This is a genomic window from Dietzia sp. NPDC055340 (genome assembly GCF_053645335.1).
The window spans coordinates 30,202-46,936 of the sequence record NZ_JBSHML010000013.1 but is presented as its reverse complement, the minus strand read 5'-3'; the positions used below and the strand labels follow the sequence as shown (position 1 = coordinate 46,936).

Below are 16,735 nucleotides of genomic sequence, written 5' to 3'. Positions count from 1 at the left end.
GGAGGTGTCGGTGGATCGTGAGAGAATCGGCCCCGTGACCGCCAAGCCCCGCATCTCCAACGTCCTCGCCTCGCGCTACGCGAGTACCGACCTGGCCACCCTGTGGTCCGCCGAGTACAAGATCGTGCTCGAGCGCCAGCTGTGGATCGCGGTGCTCCGCGCCCAGCGTGACCTGGGGATCGACGTCCCCGACGGGGTGATCCGGTCGTACGAGGCGGTGATCGACCAGGTGGATCTGGCATCGATCGCCGAGCGCGAGCGAGTCACCCGTCACGACGTCAAGGCGCGGATCGAGGAGTTCAACGCCCTCGCCGGCCACGAGCACATCCACAAGGGCATGACGAGCCGCGACCTCACGGAGAACGTCGAACAGCTCCAGGTTGTGCGTTCGCTCGAGCTGATGCGCGATCGCACGGTGGCCATCGTGCGCCGCCTGGCCGAGCACGCCGCCGCCCACCGCGACACGGTCATGGCCGGTCGTAGCCACAACGTCGCCGCCCAGGCCACCACACTCGGCAAGCGTTTCGCCTCCGCCGCGGACGAGATGCTCGTCGCGCTCGAGCGGGTCGAGTCGCTCCTCGAGCGCTATCCGCTGCGGGGCATCAAGGGCCCCATGGGCACCGCGCAGGACATGCTCGATCTGCTCGACGGTGACGCCTCCCGGATGGCCGAGCTCGAGCAGCGCGTCGCCGCCCACCTCGGCTTCTCGCGGACTTTCGATTCGGTCGGCCAGGTATACCCGCGCTCGCTGGACCATGAGGTCGTCTCGGCGCTGGTGCAGCTGGGCGCCGGCCCGTCGTCGCTGTCGCAGACCATTCGCCTGATGGCCGGCCACGAGCTGGTCACCGAGGGCTTCCAGCCGGGTCAGGTCGGCTCGTCGGCGATGCCGCACAAGATGAACACCCGGTCCTGTGAGCGGGTTGGCGGCCTGCAGGTGGTCCTGCGCGGGTACGGCTCGATGGTCGCGGAGCTCGCCGGTGCGCAGTGGAACGAGGGCGACGTCTTCTGCTCGGTGGTCCGCCGCGTGGCGCTGCCGGACGCCTTCTTCGCGCTGGACGGCATGTTCGAGACCTTCCTGACGGTGCTGGACGAGTTCGGCGCGTATCCCGCCGTGATCGACAAGGAGCTCCAGCGCTACCTGCCGTTCCTCGCCACAACCAAGGTCCTCATGGCCGCGGTCCGCGCGGGAGTCGGCCGGGAGGTCGCGCATGAGGCGATCAAGGAGAACGCGGTCGCCGTGGCGCTGGCGATGCGCGAGGAGGGGCGTGAGCCCGACCTGCTCGACCGTCTCGCCGCCGATGACCGACTGCCGCTCGACCGCGCGGCGCTCGACGAGGCGCTGGCCGACCGCGCGGCGTTCGTGGGCGTCGCCGGCGACCAGGTCGACGCCGTGGTGGCCCGGATCGACGCGCTCGTCGCCCGCTATCCGGAGGCCGCGGGGTACGCGCCCGGCGCGATCCTGTAGCGCGGGCCCCCGGCGGCGCCGTTGGTGACGACGACGACGACGAGTTCGCCCGCGGGCCCGGGTCCCGGGTCGCCACGGTCGCGGTGATCTCGTGTCATCGGTTCGTCAGCGGCGATAGTGTGGCGCACATGCGCCAGAGTCTTCTCCCTGTTCCCGGTACCGGTGGCCTGCAGGTCACCCTGCATCACGCAGAGGCCCCCCGGGCCGTGCTCGTGCTGGTCCACGGTTTCGGAGAGCATTCCGGCCGATACGGACGAACGGTCGACTTCCTCCTGGCCCGGGGCGTCACCGTGGCGACCTACGATCTGCGGGGTCACGGCGCCGCTCCGGGGCCGCGGTTCAGGGTCGCGATGGAAACCCATATCGAGGACAACCTGGCGGTCCGTGACGCGGTGGCGCAGTGGAGCCGCTCAGATGAGGGTGCCGGCACCGACACGCTCCCGCGTCTGCTCATGGGCCATTCGCTGGGCGGTCAGGTCGCCGGGGAATCCGCGCTGCGGCGGCCGTGGGATCTCAAGGGACTGATCCTGTCCTCGCCCGGGCTCCTCGTGGGCGAGACCACCCCCGCCGTGCTGAAGGCCATCGCGCCCGTCATCGCGCGGCTGCTGCCGTTCCTGCCGGTGGAGAAGCTCGATGCGAACGACATCTCGCGTGTGCCCGAGTACGTGGTGGACTACAACTCCGACCCGCTGGTCCTCCACGGGGGTGTCCCGGCGCTGTCCGCGGGGACGTTGCTGGCCGGGGGTGCCCGACTGATCGAGCGGTCGCGCGCGCTGCGGGTGCCCACGCTGATCCTCAACGGCTCCGCGGACCCGATCACGGCCCCGGCCGGTGCGCGTCGTTTCACCCAGCTCGCCGGCTCAGACCACGACCCCCGTCCCGAGATCACCTACCGCGAGTTCGAGGGCGGCAAGCACGAGTTGTTCAACGACCTGTGCGCCGCCGAGGCGTACGAGGCGTTGGGGGAGTGGCTCGACGCGCGCCTGGGCTGATGCCCCTCGCCGGACGGAGCGCGGAGAGGCGCGACGGCTACGCTGGCCGTCATGCGACCTGAGCTCTCCTCCTATCGCCATCTCGCCGCCGGCAAGGTCCGCGAACTCTATGAGATCGACGCCGAGACCCTGCTCATGGTGGCCACGGACCGGATCTCCGCGTACGACCACGTGCTGGCCACGCCGATCCCGGACAAGGGCCGCGTGCTCACGGCGATGAGCGCCTACTTTTTCGACGCGCTCGACGTGCCCAATCATCTGGCCGGGCCGTTGGACGACGAGCGGATTCCCGCCGAGTTGCTCGGGCGGTCGATGGTCGTGCGTCGACTCGACATGGTGCAAGCCGAGTGCGTCCCCCGTGGGTACCTGACCGGCTCCGGCATGGTCGAGTACCGCGAGTCGGGCACGGTGTGCGGAATCGAGCTGCCGGACGGGTTGGTCGAGGCCAGCCGCCTGCCGGAGCCGATCTTCACGCCCGCCACCAAGGCCGCGGTGGGCGACCACGACGAGAACATCTCGTTCTCCCAGCTCACCGACATCGTCGGCGCCGAGCTGGCCGATCGACTACGTACCGCCACCCTGGACGTCTACTCCCGGGCAGCCGAGATGGCGGCCGCGCGCGGCGTCCTGCTGGCCGACACCAAGTTCGAGTTCGGGCTCTCGGGCGGTGAGCTGATCCTGGCCGACGAGGTGCTGACACCGGATTCCTCGCGCTACTGGCCCGCCGACACCTATGAGGCGGGCCGCGTCCAGCCGAGCTTCGACAAGCAGTACGTGCGTAACTGGCTCACCGGCCCCGACTCGGGCTGGGACAAGGCCTCGGACACGCCCCCGCCGCCACTTCCCGCGGAGGTGGTGGAGGCGACGCGCGCACGCTACATCGAGGCCTACGAGCGCATCTCGGGCCTGTCGTTCGCCGACTGGATCGGGGGCGACGCATGAGCACCTCGGACATCTCGCCGAACGCTGCCGCGCCCACCCCTCCGGTCGCCGAGCGCCGCCCGCACCACCGCGAGCACCACGGGCGCGTCTTCGTCGACGACTACGAGTGGATGCGCGACAAGGACGCCCCCGACACGCGCGCCTACCTCGAGGCCGAGAACGCCTACACCGACGCCATGACAGCGGACCTCAAGCCTCTCGAGGACGAGGTCTACGAGGAGATCCGGTCCCGCGTCAAGGAGACCGATATGTCGGTCCCGGTACGCTCCGGCAGCTGGTGGTACTTCTCGCGCACCATCGAGGGCAGGTCCTATGCGCAGCACTGCCGGGTGCCTGTGGCCGGCGAGTTCGCCGCGGACATGTCAGACCCCGCGGGCTGGGTCCCGCCAGAGGTCTCTCCAGGTGTAGAGCTGCCCGGAGAACAGCTGTTGATGGACGGAAACGTCGAGGCGGAGGGGCACGAGTACTTCGCGCTCGGCGCCTTCTCGGTCAGCCACGACGGCCGCATGCTCGCCTGGGCGACCGACACCGAGGGCGGCGAGCGCTACACCCTCCGCTTCCGGGCGCTGGATCCTGAGGTCACCGCGCCGGAGGAGGAGATCTCCGGCATCGCCGCGGGGGTGACCTGGTCGCGGGACGGGAACTATGTCTTCTACGTGACCGTGGACGAGGCGTGGCGTCCCGATACGGTGTGGCGTCACCGCCTGGGGACGACCCGTGACGACGACGACAAGGTGTTCCACGAGCCCGACGAGTCCTATTGGATCGGTGTGGGCGAGACCCGTAGCGAGAAGTACCTGCAGATAGCGGTGGGTTCCAAGATCACCACCGAGGTATGGTGCCTGGACTCCGCCGACCCCGCCGGCGAGTTCTGGTGCGTCCGGCCGCGCGAAGTGGGCGTGGAGTACGACGTCGAGCACGCCGTGGTCGGTGGGCAGAACCGCTTCCTGATCACGCACAACGCCGGGGCGCCCAACTCGACGATCGTCGAGGCGCCGGCCGGGCCGGTGGAGGGGAGTTTCACCGAGCTGCGAACGCTGGTGCCGCACCGCGACGACGTCCGCGTCGAGGGCGTGGACGCCTTCGAGCGGTTCCTGGTGCTCGGCTACCGCGAGGCGGCGCTGCCCCGGTTCGCGATGATGCTGCTCGATCCTGGATCGACCGACGGCGCGCAGTCCTACGGCGATTTCGAGCCGGTCGAGTTCGACGAGGAGTTGTTCACCTCCGGGCCGGGCGCGAACGCCGAGTGGCGGACCCCGGTACTGCGGTTCGGATTCGGCTCCTTCGTCACGCCGGGCCGGGTGTACTCGCTGGACCCGGTCTCGGGGGAGCGGACGCTGCTGCGCGAGCAGGAGGTGCTGGGCGGCTACGATCCGGCCGGGTACGTGCAGCGTCGCGACTGGGCGACCGCCGAAGACGGTACCCGGGTGCCGATCTCGTTGGTCATGTCAGTCGACACGGCCGCCCGAATCGATGCCGGCGAGCAGGTGCCGACATTGTTGTACGGGTACGGCTCGTACGAGTCGAGCATGGACCCCTCGTTCTCCGTCGCGCGGTTGTCGCTGCTGGACCGCGGCATGGCGTACGCCGTGGCCCATGTCCGGGGCGGCGGCGAGATGGGCCGTCTCTGGTACGAGGACGGAAAGACGCTGGTCAAGCGCAACACGTTCACCGACTTCATCGCGTGCGCCCGGCACCTGATCGACTCGGGGCTCACGGCCCCGGACCGTCTGGTCGCGGAGGGCGGGAGCGCCGGCGGACTACTCGTGGGTGCTGTGGCCAACCTCGCGCCGGAGCTGTTCGCGGGTATCCAGGCCGTCGTGCCGTTCGTGGATCCGCTCACCTCGATCCTCATGCCCGAGCTGCCGCTCACGGTGATCGAGTGGGATGAGTGGGGCGACCCGCTGCACTCCGAGGAGGTCTACGACTACATGGCCTCCTACTCCCCGTACGAGAACATCGAGGCCAAGGACTACCCGGCGATCCTCGCGGTGACCTCGCTGAACGACACCCGCGTGCTCTACGTCGAGCCGGCCAAGTGGGTGGCCAAGCTGCGTGAGGTGTCGACCTCGGCCAACTCGACCGACAGGCCCGTGTTGCTGCGTTGCGAGATGAGCGCCGGTCACGGTGGCGTCTCCGGTCGCTACGAGCGCTGGCGCCAGATCGCGTTCGAGTACGCCTGGACGGTCCGCACCGCGACCGCCGGCTAGCCCCGCCCGGTCACCTCGTCGTCGTTCATGGTGCGGGCCATCGCGGCGGCGGGGATGACAGCCCCGGCGAGGAACAGGATGATGCCGAGCCCGCCCATCATGTAGGCCAGACGGTGGCCGTCCCCGAGCTCCAGGCTCGAGCCGAAGATCAGGATGAGCGAGATCGCGAATAGACCGCCCGTCACCAGGTTGAGCGCCCGGGACCGGGCCTCGAGCAGGGTGGCCGTCTCGAACTCGTCCAGGTAGCGGGCGGGCGCGGTGTCCTTGGAGTCGATCGTCACCCTGAGCATCGTCCAGACGGTGCAGATCACCACGGTCATGGGCAGCCAGGCCAGGATGATCGGGAACCAGAAGTAGCCGGCCACCGCGATCGCGGCCATGATGCCCAGGCTCGCCCAGTTGAGACGGACGAGGAGCCGCCGGCGGGCCGCATTCCGCCAGCCGGGCAGGCTCACCTCGGTGCGCTCCACGTTCTTCTCGTACCGCCGCTCCGCGGCGGTCAGGGTGTCGGGGGACGGGCTGTCGGAGGTCGGGTTGTCTGGAGTGTGCGTGGTCATCACGAGTCCTCTCGGTCGCGGCGGTACATCTCTGCGGACATCGGGCGGAACTCCTCGCGGGAGAACACGGCCTCGACCGGGAGGTCGAACACCTCGCAGATGCGAAAGGCGAGGTCGAGGCTCGGGTAGTGGTCGCCGCGCTCCAGTGCGCCCACGGTCTGTGGGTTCACCGAGATCTGCTCGGCGAGTGCTGCGCGGCTCAGTCTGTGTTCCGCACGCAGCACGGCGATCCTGTTGAAGATGGGGAGCTTCTCTCCCCGTCGCACTGGACTCATGGAACCAAGTGTTGGGAAAACACAACGATTTGTCAATAGGTCGTTCCGAGTAGGCTGGGTCACATGAGTACCGCGAACGTCCAGGACATCGAATTCACCACCATCGACGGGGGGAAGGCCTCCATGGCCGACTACGCGGGCCACGCGGTCCTCGTGGTCAACGTGGCCAGCGAGTGCGGCCTCACCCCGCAATACGAGGGGCTGCAGGAACTCGCCGACGATTTTCAGGACCGGGGCTTCTTCGTCCTCGGCTTCCCGTGCAACCAGTTCATGGGGCAGGAGCCGGGCGACGAGGCCGCCATCAAGGACTTCACCTCCGGTAAGTACGGGATCACCTTCCCGCTCTCGGCCAAGGTCGACGTCAACGGCGACGCCCGGCACCCGCTGTACGCCGAGCTGACCAAGGTCGCGGACGCCGATGGCGAGGCGGGCGACGTGCAGTGGAACTTCGAGAAGTTCCTCGTCTCGCCCGAGGGGGAGGTCGTGGGCCGCTTCCGGCCCAAGGTCGAGCCCGGCGCGCCGGAACTGGTCGACGCCATCGAGGAGCAGCTCCCGATCTGAGCTGACCTGCCGCTGGCCCGCCACTCCCGCAGATGGGCGCGGATGCGAGGCCGGGCGTCGGCCCGCGTGATCGGCCCGGTCATCGGACGTACACCTCGTCGTCGTCGTCCCGTCATCCCGGACTGTCACCATGCGGCCATGACACCGCGCCTTGTCGTCTCCCTCTCCGGCCTCCGTGACTCCACGCTCGACGGTGCCGTCGACCTGGTCGGCGAGCTGGAGCGCCGGTCCGTGCCGGTCTCGCTCCTCGTCGCGCCGCGGCGCGGCCACGAGTACCGGCTCGCCGACGACCGGGGCACCCAGGACTGGCTGCGGCACCGCCGACAGCAGGGGGATGCGATCGTGCTCGGCGGTTACGACGACGCCGCCACCAGGATCCGCCGCCCCGAATTCGCCTCCATCGGGCCCTCGGAGGCCACCGTGCGGCTCACCGCCGCAGACCGGCTCATGGCCGACCTGGGTCTGCGGACACGGGCCTTCGCGCCGCCGCGTTGGAACGCCTCCCCGGGCTGTCTCCAGGCGCTGCCCGCCGTCGGCTTCCGCGTCTGCGCCGACCTGGGCGGCATCCACGACCTCGTCCGCGGTTCCACGGACCGGGGCCGCGCGCTGTCGATCGGGGAGGGGTTCGTCGCCGACGGCTGGTGGTGCCGGGCGCTCGTCGCCGCCGCGGGGCGCACCGCCGCATCCGGGGGCCTCGTCCGGCTCAACGTCTCGGCCAAGCAGTTGCACCGCAGCGCACCCCGCCAGGCGCTGCTCGACGCCGTCGACCTGGTGGTCGACAAGTACGACGCCCGCCTCGCCCGCTACGAGTGGTCGCCCGTCGCGCTGGCGGGCGCCGCCTGACGCGTTCGGAGGAGAGGGCGCCGACGGGTAGGATCATCGGCGAGCCCCGGTTCGTCCGGGACCATGCCGAGTACCAGCCCGAACGAGGAGTTCCCACCGTGGCCCGAGTTGTCGTCGAAGTCATGCCCAAGGCCGAGATCCTCGATCCGCAGGGTCAGGCCATCCACCGCGCGCTGGGTCGCCTCGGCCACGGTGGTGTCACCGACGTGCGACAGGGCAAGCGGTTCGAGCTCGAGGTGTCCCAGGATGTGACCGATGCGGAGCTCGAGGAGATCGCCTCGTCGCTGCTCGCCAACACCGTGATCGAGGACTGGAAGGTCGTCCGCGCCGAGGTTCTGGCGTGACCGCCCGGATCGGGGTCATCACCTTCCCCGGCACCCTCGACGATGTCGACGCCACACGCGCCGTGACCCGCTCCGGCGCCGAGGCCGTCTCCCTCTGGCACGCCGACGCCGACCTGAAGGGCGTCGACGCCGTGGTGGTCCCCGGCGGGTTCTCCTACGGCGACTACCTGCGCTGCGGCGCGATCGCCTCGATGGCCCCCGTCATGGGCGAGGTCATCTCCGCGGCGCAGGGCGGTATGCCCGTGCTCGGCATCTGCAACGGCTTCCAGATCCTCTGCGAGGCCGGCCTGCTGCCCGGCGCGCTGGGCCGTAACCGCGACATGCACTTCATCTGCCGCGACGAGTGGCTGCGCGTCGAGAACTCCGACACCGCCTGGACCTCACGCTACGACTCCGGCGCCGAGATCCTCATCCCGCTCAAGTCCGGTGAGGGTCGCTACATGGCCTCCGCGGAGACCATCGAGCAGCTCGAGGGTGACGGGCGCGTCGTGTTCCGCTTCGCGGGCGAGGCGCCCAACGGCTCCACCAACAACATCGCCGGAATCGCCTCCGGGAACGGGCGCGTGGTGGGGCTCATGCCGCACCCCGAGCACGCGATCGACGCGCTGACCGGGCCGTCCGACGACGGGCTGGGCCTGTTTCTGTCGGTGCTGGATTCGGTCGTCAGGGCGTAGTTCGCCTCGTGCCGTACGCATCCCTAAGGGCCCGCCGGGATCTCTCCCGGCGGGCCCTTAGGCTCGACTGGTAACCCAGGCGCTCCGCCTGGCCCCCGGTCCCCGGCGACACCGCTCAAACCGCCGGATGCGGTAGAACCGTAGGATGAGCGATTCCACCAGCCAGCCCACGTCTCAGCCGGCGTCCCAGCCCGCCTCACCAGCTAAGGCCGACCGCCCTTTCGACATCGTGTTGTACGGCGCGACCGGGTTCACCGGCGGCCTGGTGGCCGAGTACCTGCTGCGGAACATGCCCGAGGGTGGCTCGTGGGCCGTCGCCGGGCGCAACCGCACCAAGCTCGATGCGGTGGTCGCGCAGTTGGCCGCACAGTCGCCGGAGGTGCCCGCTCCCGGCGTCGTGGTGGCCGACACCGACGACCCGGCCTCGCTCGCCGAGATGGCGCGGTCGACACGCGTGATCATCACGACGGTGGGGCCGTACCTCGCGCACGGCGAGCCCCTGGTGGCCGCGTGCGCTGAAGCGGGCACCGACTACGTGGACCTGACCGGCGAGCCCGAGTTCGTCGACCGCATGTACCTCACCTACAACGACGCGGCAAAGGCCTCCGGCGCCCGCATCGTCCACGCCTGCGGATTCGACTCCGTCCCGCACGACCTCGGCGTCTTTTACACGATGAAGCAGGTTCCGGAGGACGTGCCCGCGGTGGTCTACGGGGCGGTCCACGCCGACGCGCAGTTCTCGGGCGGCACCTTCCACTCGGCGATCGGACAGTTCGCCCGCCTGCGGGAGGCGGCCAAGGCTGCAAAGCAGCGACGCCAGAAGGAGGGCAAGGTGCCCGGCCGTCGGATCAAGTCGATCCAGGGCAAGCCCCACCGCGACGAGGTGCTGGACCGTTTCCTGGTGCCGCTGCCCACGATCGACCCGCAGATAGTCCTGCGTTCCGCCGCCGCGCTGGACAGCTACGGCCCGGACTTCACCTACTCGCACTACGCCTCCGTCGGCTCGCCGGTCACGGCCGTCGCCGGAATGGTCGGGGTCGGCGCGGTGGCGCTCGGCTCGCAGGTCGGGCCCATCCGCTCGCAGATCCTCCGCCGGATCGAGCGGGGCGCCGGGCCGAGCGAGTCGCGCCGTGCCCGGTCCTCGTTCGACGTCACGTTCGTCGCGCTGGCGGGCGGCCGTCGGGTCGTCACGCGGGTCTCCGGCGGCGACCCCGGATACACCGAGACGTCGATGATGCTCGCCGAGTCCGGTCTGTGCCTGGCATTCGACGATCTGCCGGCGCTGTCGGGGCAGCTCACCACCGCGCAGGCGATGGGAGACGCCCTGCTGGGGCGGGTCGAGCGCGGTGGCCTGACGTTCGAGGTCCTCTCGTCGTAGCGGCACCGGCAGCCCCGAGGCGGGCGTGGATTCGCCGGCCCGGGAAAGCCGACTAGACTCTGCCGCGTGACCACTCCTGTCGATTCCACCGCGAACGCCGCAGCCACCCCCGACCTGGAGCAGCCCTGGGCCGAGCTCGGTCTCAAGGAGGACGAGTACGCCCGCATCAGGGAGATCCTCGGCCGGCGCCCCACGGACGCAGAGCTTGCCGTGTACTCCGTCATGTGGTCGGAGCACTGCTCCTACAAGTCGTCGAAGGTGCATTTGCGCTACTTCGGTGAGACCACCACGGACGAGATGCGCTCCTCGATGCTCGCGGGTATCGGCGAGAACGCCGGTGTGGTGGATATCGGCGACGGCTGGGCCGTGACATTCAAGGTCGAGTCGCACAACAGCCCCTCGTACATCGAGCCGTACCAGGGCGCCGCGACCGGCGTCGGCGGCATCGTCCGCGACATCATGGCGATGGGCGCGCGCCCGGTCGCCGTGATGGACCAGTTGCGCTTCGGACCGGCGGACGCGGACGACACGCACCGCGTTCTCCCCGGTGTGGTCGCGGGCATCGGTGGCTACGGCAACTGCCTGGGCCTGCCCAACATCGGCGGCGAGACGGTCTTCGACAAGTCCTACGCCGGCAATCCGCTCGTCAACGCGCTGTGCGCCGGCGTCATGCGGGTCGAGGACCTGCACCTGGCGTTCGCGTCCGGCACCGGCAACCGCATCATCCTGTTCGGTGCCCGCACCGGCCTCGACGGCATCGGTGGCGTCTCGGTCCTCGCGTCGGAGAGCTTCGACGTGGACGACAACGGCGACCCGGTCAAGCCCCGCAAGCTGCCCAGCGTGCAGGTGGGCGACCCGTTCGCGGAGAAGGTGCTCATCGAGTGCTGCCTCGAGCTGTACCGCGAGAAGCTCGTGGTGGGCATCCAGGACCTCGGCGGCGCCGGCCTGGCCTGCGCCACGTCCGAGTTGGCTGCGGCCGGTGACGGCGGCATGCACATCGTGCTGGACAACGTCCCGCTGCGCGCCGAGGGCATGACCGCGGCCGAGATCCTGTCGAGTGAGTCGCAGGAGCGCATGTGCGCCGTGGTGGCGCCGGAGAACGTCGAGGCGTTCATGGAGGTGTGCCGCCGCTGGGACGTGCTGGCCAGCGACATCGGCGAGGTCACGGACGGCGACCGCCTGACCATCGAGTTCAAGGGTGAGACCGTTCTGGACGCCCCGCCGGAGACCATCGCCGACGAGGGCCCGGTCTACGAGCGGCCCGTCGAGCGCCCGTCGGCCCAGGACGCGCTGCAGGCCGACACGACGGCGAAACTCACACGGCCGGCCACCGGCGAGGAGCTCCGCCAGACCCTGCTCGACATGGTCGCCAGCCCGGCACTGTGCTCGCGTGACTTCATCACCGATCAGTACGACCGCTACGTGCGCGGCAACACGATCCTCGCGGAGAACGCCGACGGCGGCGTCCTGCGGATCGACGAGGAGTCCGGTCGCGGCATCGCGCTGTCAACCGACGCTTCCGGCCGCTACACCCAGCTCGACCCGTACACCGGCGCGCAGTTGGCGCTGGCGGAGGCCTACCGCAACGTGGCCGTCACCGGCGCGAGTCCGGTGGCCGTCACCAACTGCCTCAACTTCGGTTCCCCCGAGGACCCGGGCGTGATGTGGCAGTTCCGGGAGGCCGTCCACGGGCTGGCCGACGGCTGTGCCGAGCTCGGCATCCCGGTCACCGGCGGCAACGTCTCGTTCTACAACCAGACCGGCACCACACCGATCCTGCCGACCCCCGTCGTGGGTGTCCTCGGCGTGATCGACGACGTGGCCCGCCGCACGCCGACCGCGTTCGGCGAGACCCCCGGCGAGAGCGTCTACCTGCTGGGTGAGACCCGCGACGAGCTGGACGGGTCGATCTGGTCGCAGGTCGCGCACGGCCACCTCGGCGGCATGCCCCCGAAGGTCGACCTCACCTGGGAGGCCACGCTCGCGCGCATCCTGGCCACCGCCTCCAAGGACGGGCTCATTTCCAGTGCCCACGACCTGTCCGAGGGCGGGCTCGCCCAGGCGCTCGTCGAGTCGGCGCTGGCGGGGGAGTGCGGACTGCGGGTCGTGCTGCCCGCGGACGCTGACCCGTTCGTGTGGCTGTTCTCCGAGTCGTCCGGTCGTGTGATCGTCTCGGTGCCCCGCGGCGAGGAAATCCGCTTCCAGCAGATGCTCACCGCGCAGAACATCCCGCACACCCGTATCGGCGTCACCGACACCGACTCGGGCACCTTCGAGGTGCAGGACCAGTTCTCCCTGAGCACCGACGAGTTGCGCGCCGCGCACGAGGGGACCCTGCCGGCGCTGTTCGGCGTCGACCAGGTCTGACCCGGCCTCGCCGGGCCGGAGTCTGAGCCGGACCCGGGCCGGGGCCGGGTCGGAACCTGTGAAGGGGGCGGCGCTGTGCTGAATCTGCGCAGGCGGGAGAAGACGCTCGCCGTGGTGCTCGCCGGCACCGCGGGGTTCGTCGACGCCGTCGGCTTCCTCGAGGTCGGCGGCTTCTTCGTGTCGTTCATGAGCGGCAACTCCACCCGCATGGTGGTGGGCCTCGCCGAGGGCGATCTCGGGGGCGCGGGCATCGCCGCGGTGGTGCTCGTGTCGTTCTTCCTCGGCGCGGTTGGCGGGGCGCTGGTCACCCGCCGCCGCAACCTCGACGATCGCCCGGCCGTGCTGACCCTCGTCTCGGCGCTCCTGCTCATCGCCCTGGCTCTGCAACTGACCACCTCGGCCGCGCTCCTCGCCGTGCCCGTGGGGATCGCGGTGGTCGCCGCGGCGATGGGGTCCATGAACTCGGTGTTCCATACCCGCGGCGAGGTCTCACTCGGGGTCACCTATATGACGGGAGCGGTGGTCAAGTCCGCCCACCGGCTGGTCGACGCACTGTTCGGTGGATCCTGGGCGCCGTACCGGCAGCAGGTCGCGTTGTGGTCGGCGCTCGTCATCGGTGGCGTCCTGGGCGCGCTGCTACAGGTGTATATCGGGGTCGGCGCGCTGGGCGTGGCCGCGCTGGTCGTGCTCGGCACGCTGGCCACGACCGTGTTGGTGCGCAGGCGCGAGTGGCGCGCCCCGTGAGGGCGCCCGGCCGCCCGGTGGGGGTCAACCGCGTGGACGGCGTTGTCGTCGTCGCTCGTCTCCCCGCCTCGGCGCCGCACCGCCGCGCGCCGCGGACCTGAGCCGGGCCGCACGGTAGGCCTCGCGCGCGTCGAGGCCCCGCACCACCTCGTCGATCATCGGCCGCACGAACCGCGTGTGGTGCGCCGGGTCGGACGCCGCCGCGGCGGCCAGGTTGAGCGCGGAGAACGCCGCCAGCGTCAACGCCACGCGCACCAGCGTGACGGAGAACGGCAGACCGAGCAGCAGGCCGTCGGGGTTGTCGCCGGCCCCGGCCGTCCAGCGCGCCTCGGTGGCCTCCGGGACCGCGATCCACCCCAGGAAGACGAAGAACGCGAACACGAGCGCCGCGAACAGCGCCGCCTGGATGAGGGTCGCCAGCACCGGCACGATCAGCACGTTGACGCGCTCGGCCGGACGCAGCGGGGTGTCGGTGGACCACTGCTGCAGCTCGTGCCGGATGTCGTCGCGCGTGGTGATCCCCACCAGGAGGACGGTCAACGCGACCATCACACCGATGACCGCGAACGTGCGCGGCCACGACAGCGCCACCATCACCTGCCAGATCTCCGCGCTGAAGAACAGGAACAGCACCGCCAGCATGAGGATCGGCAGCACGCGCGCCACCATCGGCCCCATCGTGCCGAGCTCGCGCCGGACGCGCCGCGCGGACCAGCGCACCAGCGACCCCACGCCCGCGTAGGTGCCGACCAGGACCAGCGCGGCGGCGAGGAGGGTGTCGCCGAGGGTGGGGCCGTCCTGGGAGGAGAAGACGACGACGGGGACGACGACGAGGGCCAGCAGCGACCCGAGCCCGACCGCGAAGGCGGTCGCCCGGGGAACGCGCCGGGCGACCTTCCCCGTGAGCCATCCCAGGACGGGGGCGGCCACCGCGAGCGCGATCGCCAGAGCGAGGAGTTCGATGATCGGCTCCGAGGCGGCGAACAGGTCGGGCCGGGTGGGGTCGTCGTCGATGCCGAACTCGTCGAGGAACGCGACGGCCAGATCGTTGGAGCGGTCGAGCGCGGCGACGGCCGTACCGAATACCGCGAGCCCGGCGGCGAACCCGGCGCAGCGGGGCAGGAGGTCGCGAAGCCGCGCGGACGGGGCGATCATCATCGGCAGGCCCAGCGCGCGGAGGTGGTCCTCGTGGGCGCGCGGCCTGCTCGCGGCGGTCGGCACGGGGGTCGGCACAGGGGCCGGCTCGGGGGAGGGGGCGGACGCGGGCACGAGGTCAGTCTCGCAGCGATCGCGATGTCCCGGGCGTGGACCGCGGACTATCGTCGAGCCATGTCCACCAGTGAGCGCGCGGGGTCGGCCGCGCCACCGGCCCAGCCACCGGCCGCGCCGCAGGCCGCCCCGCCTGCAGCCCCGCCGAGCGGCGTGGCGACCCCGGCCGGTCGCCGCGACCTCACGTCCCGCCCCACTTCGCCGCCGGTGTACGTGAGCCTGCCGTCCAAGATCCGCGACGACGCGGTACGGCGGCCGCTGCCCGGCCAGCTGGTCGACACGGTGTACTTCGTCTTCGCCACGGTGGCGGCGGTGTGGCTGGCGTGGCGGCTGATGGACGATGCCTGGCACCGGACCTGGTGGAGCGTGACTCTGCTGGTGCCGTTCTGGCTGCTGGTGGCGTACCTGGTGCTGCCGCGGTTGCAGACGCTGCTGACGTCGGTCTACGTGCCGGGCTACTTCATCGCCCGGACCCGCACTTCGGACGGACTGCTGGGCGACCCGGTCAACCTCGCGGTCGACGGCACCGCCCGCCAGATCCACGAGGCGATGACCGACTGCGGCTGGGTGCTGGCCGACGACGTCACGCTCCGCTCCTCATGGGGGATCATCGCCTCCTCGGTGTTCCGGCGGTCCTACCCGGCCGCGCCGGTGAGCCCGCTGCGGCTCTTCGGGCGCCGACAGTGCCTGGCCTACCAGCAGGAGGTCGAGGGCAACGCCGCGCAGCGTCACCACGTGCGGTTCTGGCGCTGCCCCGACGGATGGCTGCTGCCGGGCGGGCACCGCGTCCAGTGGCTCGGCGCCGGCACGTATGACCGCGCGGTGGGGTTGTCGCTGTTCACGCTGCAGGTCACGCACAAGATCGACGCCGACATCGACGTGGAACGCGACTACATCGTCGACTCGATCCTCTACAACGTGCCCGAGTCGACGGTGCGCGTACTGGAGAACTTCTCCACCGGCTACCACCACCGCAACGGGGGCGGCGACCAGATCCACACCGACGGCGACCTGCCGGTGATCGACCTGGGCGCGGTCGAGGTGGCGGAGGCCTCGGCGGCCGAGCTGCCAGCCGAGGTGGTGCGCGCCGCGCGCGGTTACGACGATCCGCAGGCCGAGGGCGGCGTGGCCTCGGGGGACGCCGACCGGCCCGCCGACGACACCCCGCCCGACCCCGGCCACCTGCCCCGGCCGGCCGCGTTGACCGCCGCAGTCGCGCTGGTCGCGGCGTCCGTGGTGATCCTGTTGATCCTCGCGATCCGCGACCTGGTCGACGGCGTGGACCTCGACGAGTTCGCGGGCCTGGAGCAGTCCGAGGTGGTGCCGGCGATGATCGCGCTGGCGGTGTTCATCGGGGCGGTCTACGGCGCGATGGGCGTGCTGGCGGTGCTGACCTATCTGGGGTACGCCCGGCCGCGCGTGTGGCTGCTGGCGATGGCCGCGGTCAGCACGGTCTCCACCGAGTACGGGCGCCTGACCACGGAGGCCGAGACCGACACCTTCCTGGGCGGCTACCCCGCGCTGGCGGTTAACGTGCTCATCATGCTGTTGTTGACCAGCGCGGCCACCCGGACGTGGAGTCGCCGCACCGCGCGGGACCGGCGGGAGCACCGACTCGGCGAGCGGAGCGGGGCCCCGGAGTGAGCCGCGCCCCCGATGCCGCGCAGGTGCGCGCGGCCGTCGAGGCGGTCCGCGAGTGGCTCGACGACGACGCCTCCGCCTCCGGTGACACCGCGGCCGTGCCCACGCCCGGTCGTTCGGCTCTCGCGGCCGCCGTCCGGGGGACGGTCGGCATTCTCGCGGCCGAGCTTCCCGGGCATGCGGTGGAGGTCCGTGTGCCGCCGTTCGCCGCCGCGCAGTGCGTGGAGGGGCCGCGGCACACGCGTGGCAGTCCGCCCAACGTGGTGGAGACCGACGCGCGCACGTGGCTTCTGCTCGCGACCGGCCGTCTCGACTGGGACGCGGCCGTGGACTCGGGTCGGGTCCGGGCGTCGGGGACGCGCGCGTCCGCGGTAGCTGCGGGGTTGCCCGTCGTGCGGACGGCGTGAAGTAACTGACCCTCGGAAACGGAGGACTCACCGGCGGGCTCCGGGGGCGTCGGGGGAGCGAAGTGC

16 protein-coding genes are annotated in these 16,735 nt (G+C 70.9%); 13 read left to right on the top strand and 3 right to left on the bottom strand.

Translation table 11 applies throughout. From position 1 onward, the window contains the following. Nucleotides 1-34: 34 nt before the first annotated feature. The 4 genes from purB (at nucleotide 35) to ACWIFB_RS11130 (ending at nucleotide 5,609) form a co-directional block, all read left to right on the top strand. A complete protein-coding gene (gene purB / locus ACWIFB_RS11145; protein WP_452101083.1) occupies nucleotides 35-1,465 on the top strand; it encodes an adenylosuccinate lyase in 1,431 nt (476 codons plus the stop codon). 128 nt (nucleotides 1,466-1,593) lie between these two features. Further along, nucleotides 1,594-2,457, top strand: a complete 864-nt coding sequence (locus ACWIFB_RS11140; RefSeq protein ID WP_454058273.1) for an alpha/beta hydrolase — start codon at nucleotides 1,594-1,596, stop codon at nucleotides 2,455-2,457. A gap of 51 nt (nucleotides 2,458-2,508) precedes the next feature. Beyond that, nucleotides 2,509-3,399 (top strand): phosphoribosylaminoimidazolesuccinocarboxamide synthase, encoded by an 891-nt coding sequence (locus ACWIFB_RS11135; protein WP_454058272.1) that lies wholly within the window; start codon nucleotides 2,509-2,511, stop codon nucleotides 3,397-3,399. Further along, a complete protein-coding gene (locus ACWIFB_RS11130; RefSeq protein ID WP_454058271.1) occupies nucleotides 3,396-5,609 on the top strand; it encodes a S9 family peptidase in 2,214 nt (737 codons plus the stop codon). The genes ACWIFB_RS11135 and ACWIFB_RS11130 overlap by 4 nt, the downstream gene beginning before the upstream one ends. Here the strand turns inward: ACWIFB_RS11130 and ACWIFB_RS11125 are convergent. After that, a complete protein-coding gene (locus ACWIFB_RS11125; RefSeq protein ID WP_454058270.1) occupies nucleotides 5,606-6,166 on the bottom strand; it encodes a hypothetical protein in 561 nt (186 codons plus the stop codon). The two genes, ACWIFB_RS11130 and ACWIFB_RS11125, sit on opposite strands and share 4 nt — an antisense overlap. Continuing rightward, nucleotides 6,166-6,441 carry a helix-turn-helix transcriptional regulator gene (locus ACWIFB_RS11120; RefSeq protein WP_452100878.1) on the bottom strand — a complete coding sequence of 92 codons (276 nt, stop codon included), beginning with the start codon at nucleotides 6,439-6,441 and terminating at the stop codon, nucleotides 6,166-6,168. Before ACWIFB_RS11120 ends, ACWIFB_RS11125 begins: the two co-directional genes overlap by 1 nt. A 63-nt stretch (nucleotides 6,442-6,504) precedes the next feature. On the opposite strand from ACWIFB_RS11120, the gene ACWIFB_RS11115 reads away from it, so the two are divergent. The 7 genes from ACWIFB_RS11115 (at nucleotide 6,505) to ACWIFB_RS11085 (ending at nucleotide 13,352) form a co-directional block, all read left to right on the top strand. Then, nucleotides 6,505-7,002 carry a glutathione peroxidase gene (locus tag ACWIFB_RS11115; RefSeq protein WP_454058269.1) on the top strand — a complete coding sequence of 166 codons (498 nt, stop codon included), beginning with the start codon at nucleotides 6,505-6,507 and terminating at the stop codon, nucleotides 7,000-7,002. 138 nt (nucleotides 7,003-7,140) lie between these two features. Continuing rightward, a complete protein-coding gene (locus tag ACWIFB_RS11110) occupies nucleotides 7,141-7,845 on the top strand; it encodes a DUF2334 domain-containing protein (RefSeq protein WP_452100879.1) in 705 nt (234 codons plus the stop codon). A gap of 98 nt (nucleotides 7,846-7,943) precedes the next feature. Beyond that, complete coding sequence (gene purS / locus ACWIFB_RS11105; RefSeq protein WP_452100880.1) at nucleotides 7,944-8,189, top strand: phosphoribosylformylglycinamidine synthase subunit PurS; 246 nt, start codon at nucleotides 7,944-7,946, stop codon at nucleotides 8,187-8,189. Further along, on the top strand, nucleotides 8,186-8,863 hold the full coding sequence (gene purQ / locus ACWIFB_RS11100) for a phosphoribosylformylglycinamidine synthase subunit PurQ (protein ID WP_452100881.1): 678 nt from the start codon (nucleotides 8,186-8,188) through the stop codon (nucleotides 8,861-8,863). Before purS ends, purQ begins: the two co-directional genes overlap by 4 nt. Before the next feature lie 145 nt (nucleotides 8,864-9,008). Then, entirely contained in the window at nucleotides 9,009-10,241 is a 1,233-nt protein-coding gene (locus ACWIFB_RS11095) for a saccharopine dehydrogenase family protein (RefSeq protein WP_452100882.1), read from the top strand. Nucleotides 10,242-10,307: 66 nt separating this feature from the next. Beyond that, nucleotides 10,308-12,608, top strand: coding sequence for a phosphoribosylformylglycinamidine synthase subunit PurL (gene purL, locus ACWIFB_RS11090; protein ID WP_454058268.1), 2,301 nt, complete (start codon nucleotides 10,308-10,310; stop codon nucleotides 12,606-12,608). A 75-nt stretch (nucleotides 12,609-12,683) separates the two neighbouring features. Further along, nucleotides 12,684-13,352 carry a YoaK family protein gene (locus tag ACWIFB_RS11085; protein WP_230931494.1) on the top strand — a complete coding sequence of 223 codons (669 nt, stop codon included), beginning with the start codon at nucleotides 12,684-12,686 and terminating at the stop codon, nucleotides 13,350-13,352. Nucleotides 13,353-13,376: 24 nt separating this feature from the next. On the opposite strand, the gene ACWIFB_RS11080 is transcribed toward ACWIFB_RS11085, so the two are convergent. Continuing rightward, nucleotides 13,377-14,621: a hypothetical protein gene (locus ACWIFB_RS11080; protein WP_454058267.1), complete on the bottom strand. Its 1,245-nt coding sequence runs from the start codon at nucleotides 14,619-14,621 to the stop codon at nucleotides 13,377-13,379. Between the two features lie 60 nt (nucleotides 14,622-14,681). On the opposite strand from ACWIFB_RS11080, the gene ACWIFB_RS11075 reads away from it, so the two are divergent. Together ACWIFB_RS11075 and ACWIFB_RS11070 are read left to right on the top strand one after the other, a co-directional pair. After that, nucleotides 14,682-16,265, top strand: coding sequence for an LssY C-terminal domain-containing protein (locus tag ACWIFB_RS11075; protein WP_454058266.1), 1,584 nt, complete (start codon nucleotides 14,682-14,684; stop codon nucleotides 16,263-16,265). Beyond that, complete coding sequence (locus tag ACWIFB_RS11070; RefSeq protein WP_454058265.1) at nucleotides 16,262-16,669, top strand: sterol carrier family protein; 408 nt, start codon at nucleotides 16,262-16,264, stop codon at nucleotides 16,667-16,669. The genes ACWIFB_RS11075 and ACWIFB_RS11070 overlap by 4 nt, the downstream gene beginning before the upstream one ends. Nucleotides 16,670-16,735 lie beyond the last annotated feature (66 nt).

Excerpts from the sequence above, each read along its gene's own strand:
- ACWIFB_RS11120 (WP_452100878.1), bottom strand. The coding sequence starts at position 6,441 with ATGAGTCCAGTGCGACGGGGAGAGAAGCTCCCCATCTTCAACAGGATC.
- ACWIFB_RS11135 (WP_454058272.1), top strand. The coding sequence starts at position 2,509 with ATGCGACCTGAGCTCTCCTCCTATCGCCATCTCGCCGCCGGCAAGGTC.
- ACWIFB_RS11115 (WP_454058269.1), top strand. The coding sequence starts at position 6,505 with ATGAGTACCGCGAACGTCCAGGACATCGAATTCACCACCATCGACGGG.
- ACWIFB_RS11075 (WP_454058266.1), top strand. The coding sequence starts at position 14,682 with ATGTCCACCAGTGAGCGCGCGGGGTCGGCCGCGCCACCGGCCCAGCCA.
- ACWIFB_RS11095 (WP_452100882.1), top strand. The coding sequence starts at position 9,009 with ATGAGCGATTCCACCAGCCAGCCCACGTCTCAGCCGGCGTCCCAGCCC.
- ACWIFB_RS11125 (WP_454058270.1), bottom strand. The coding sequence starts at position 6,166 with ATGACCACGCACACTCCAGACAACCCGACCTCCGACAGCCCGTCCCCC.
- ACWIFB_RS11130 (WP_454058271.1), top strand. The coding sequence starts at position 3,396 with ATGAGCACCTCGGACATCTCGCCGAACGCTGCCGCGCCCACCCCTCCG.
- ACWIFB_RS11110 (WP_452100879.1), top strand. The coding sequence starts at position 7,141 with ATGACACCGCGCCTTGTCGTCTCCCTCTCCGGCCTCCGTGACTCCACG.
- ACWIFB_RS11140 (WP_454058273.1), top strand. The coding sequence starts at position 1,594 with ATGCGCCAGAGTCTTCTCCCTGTTCCCGGTACCGGTGGCCTGCAGGTC.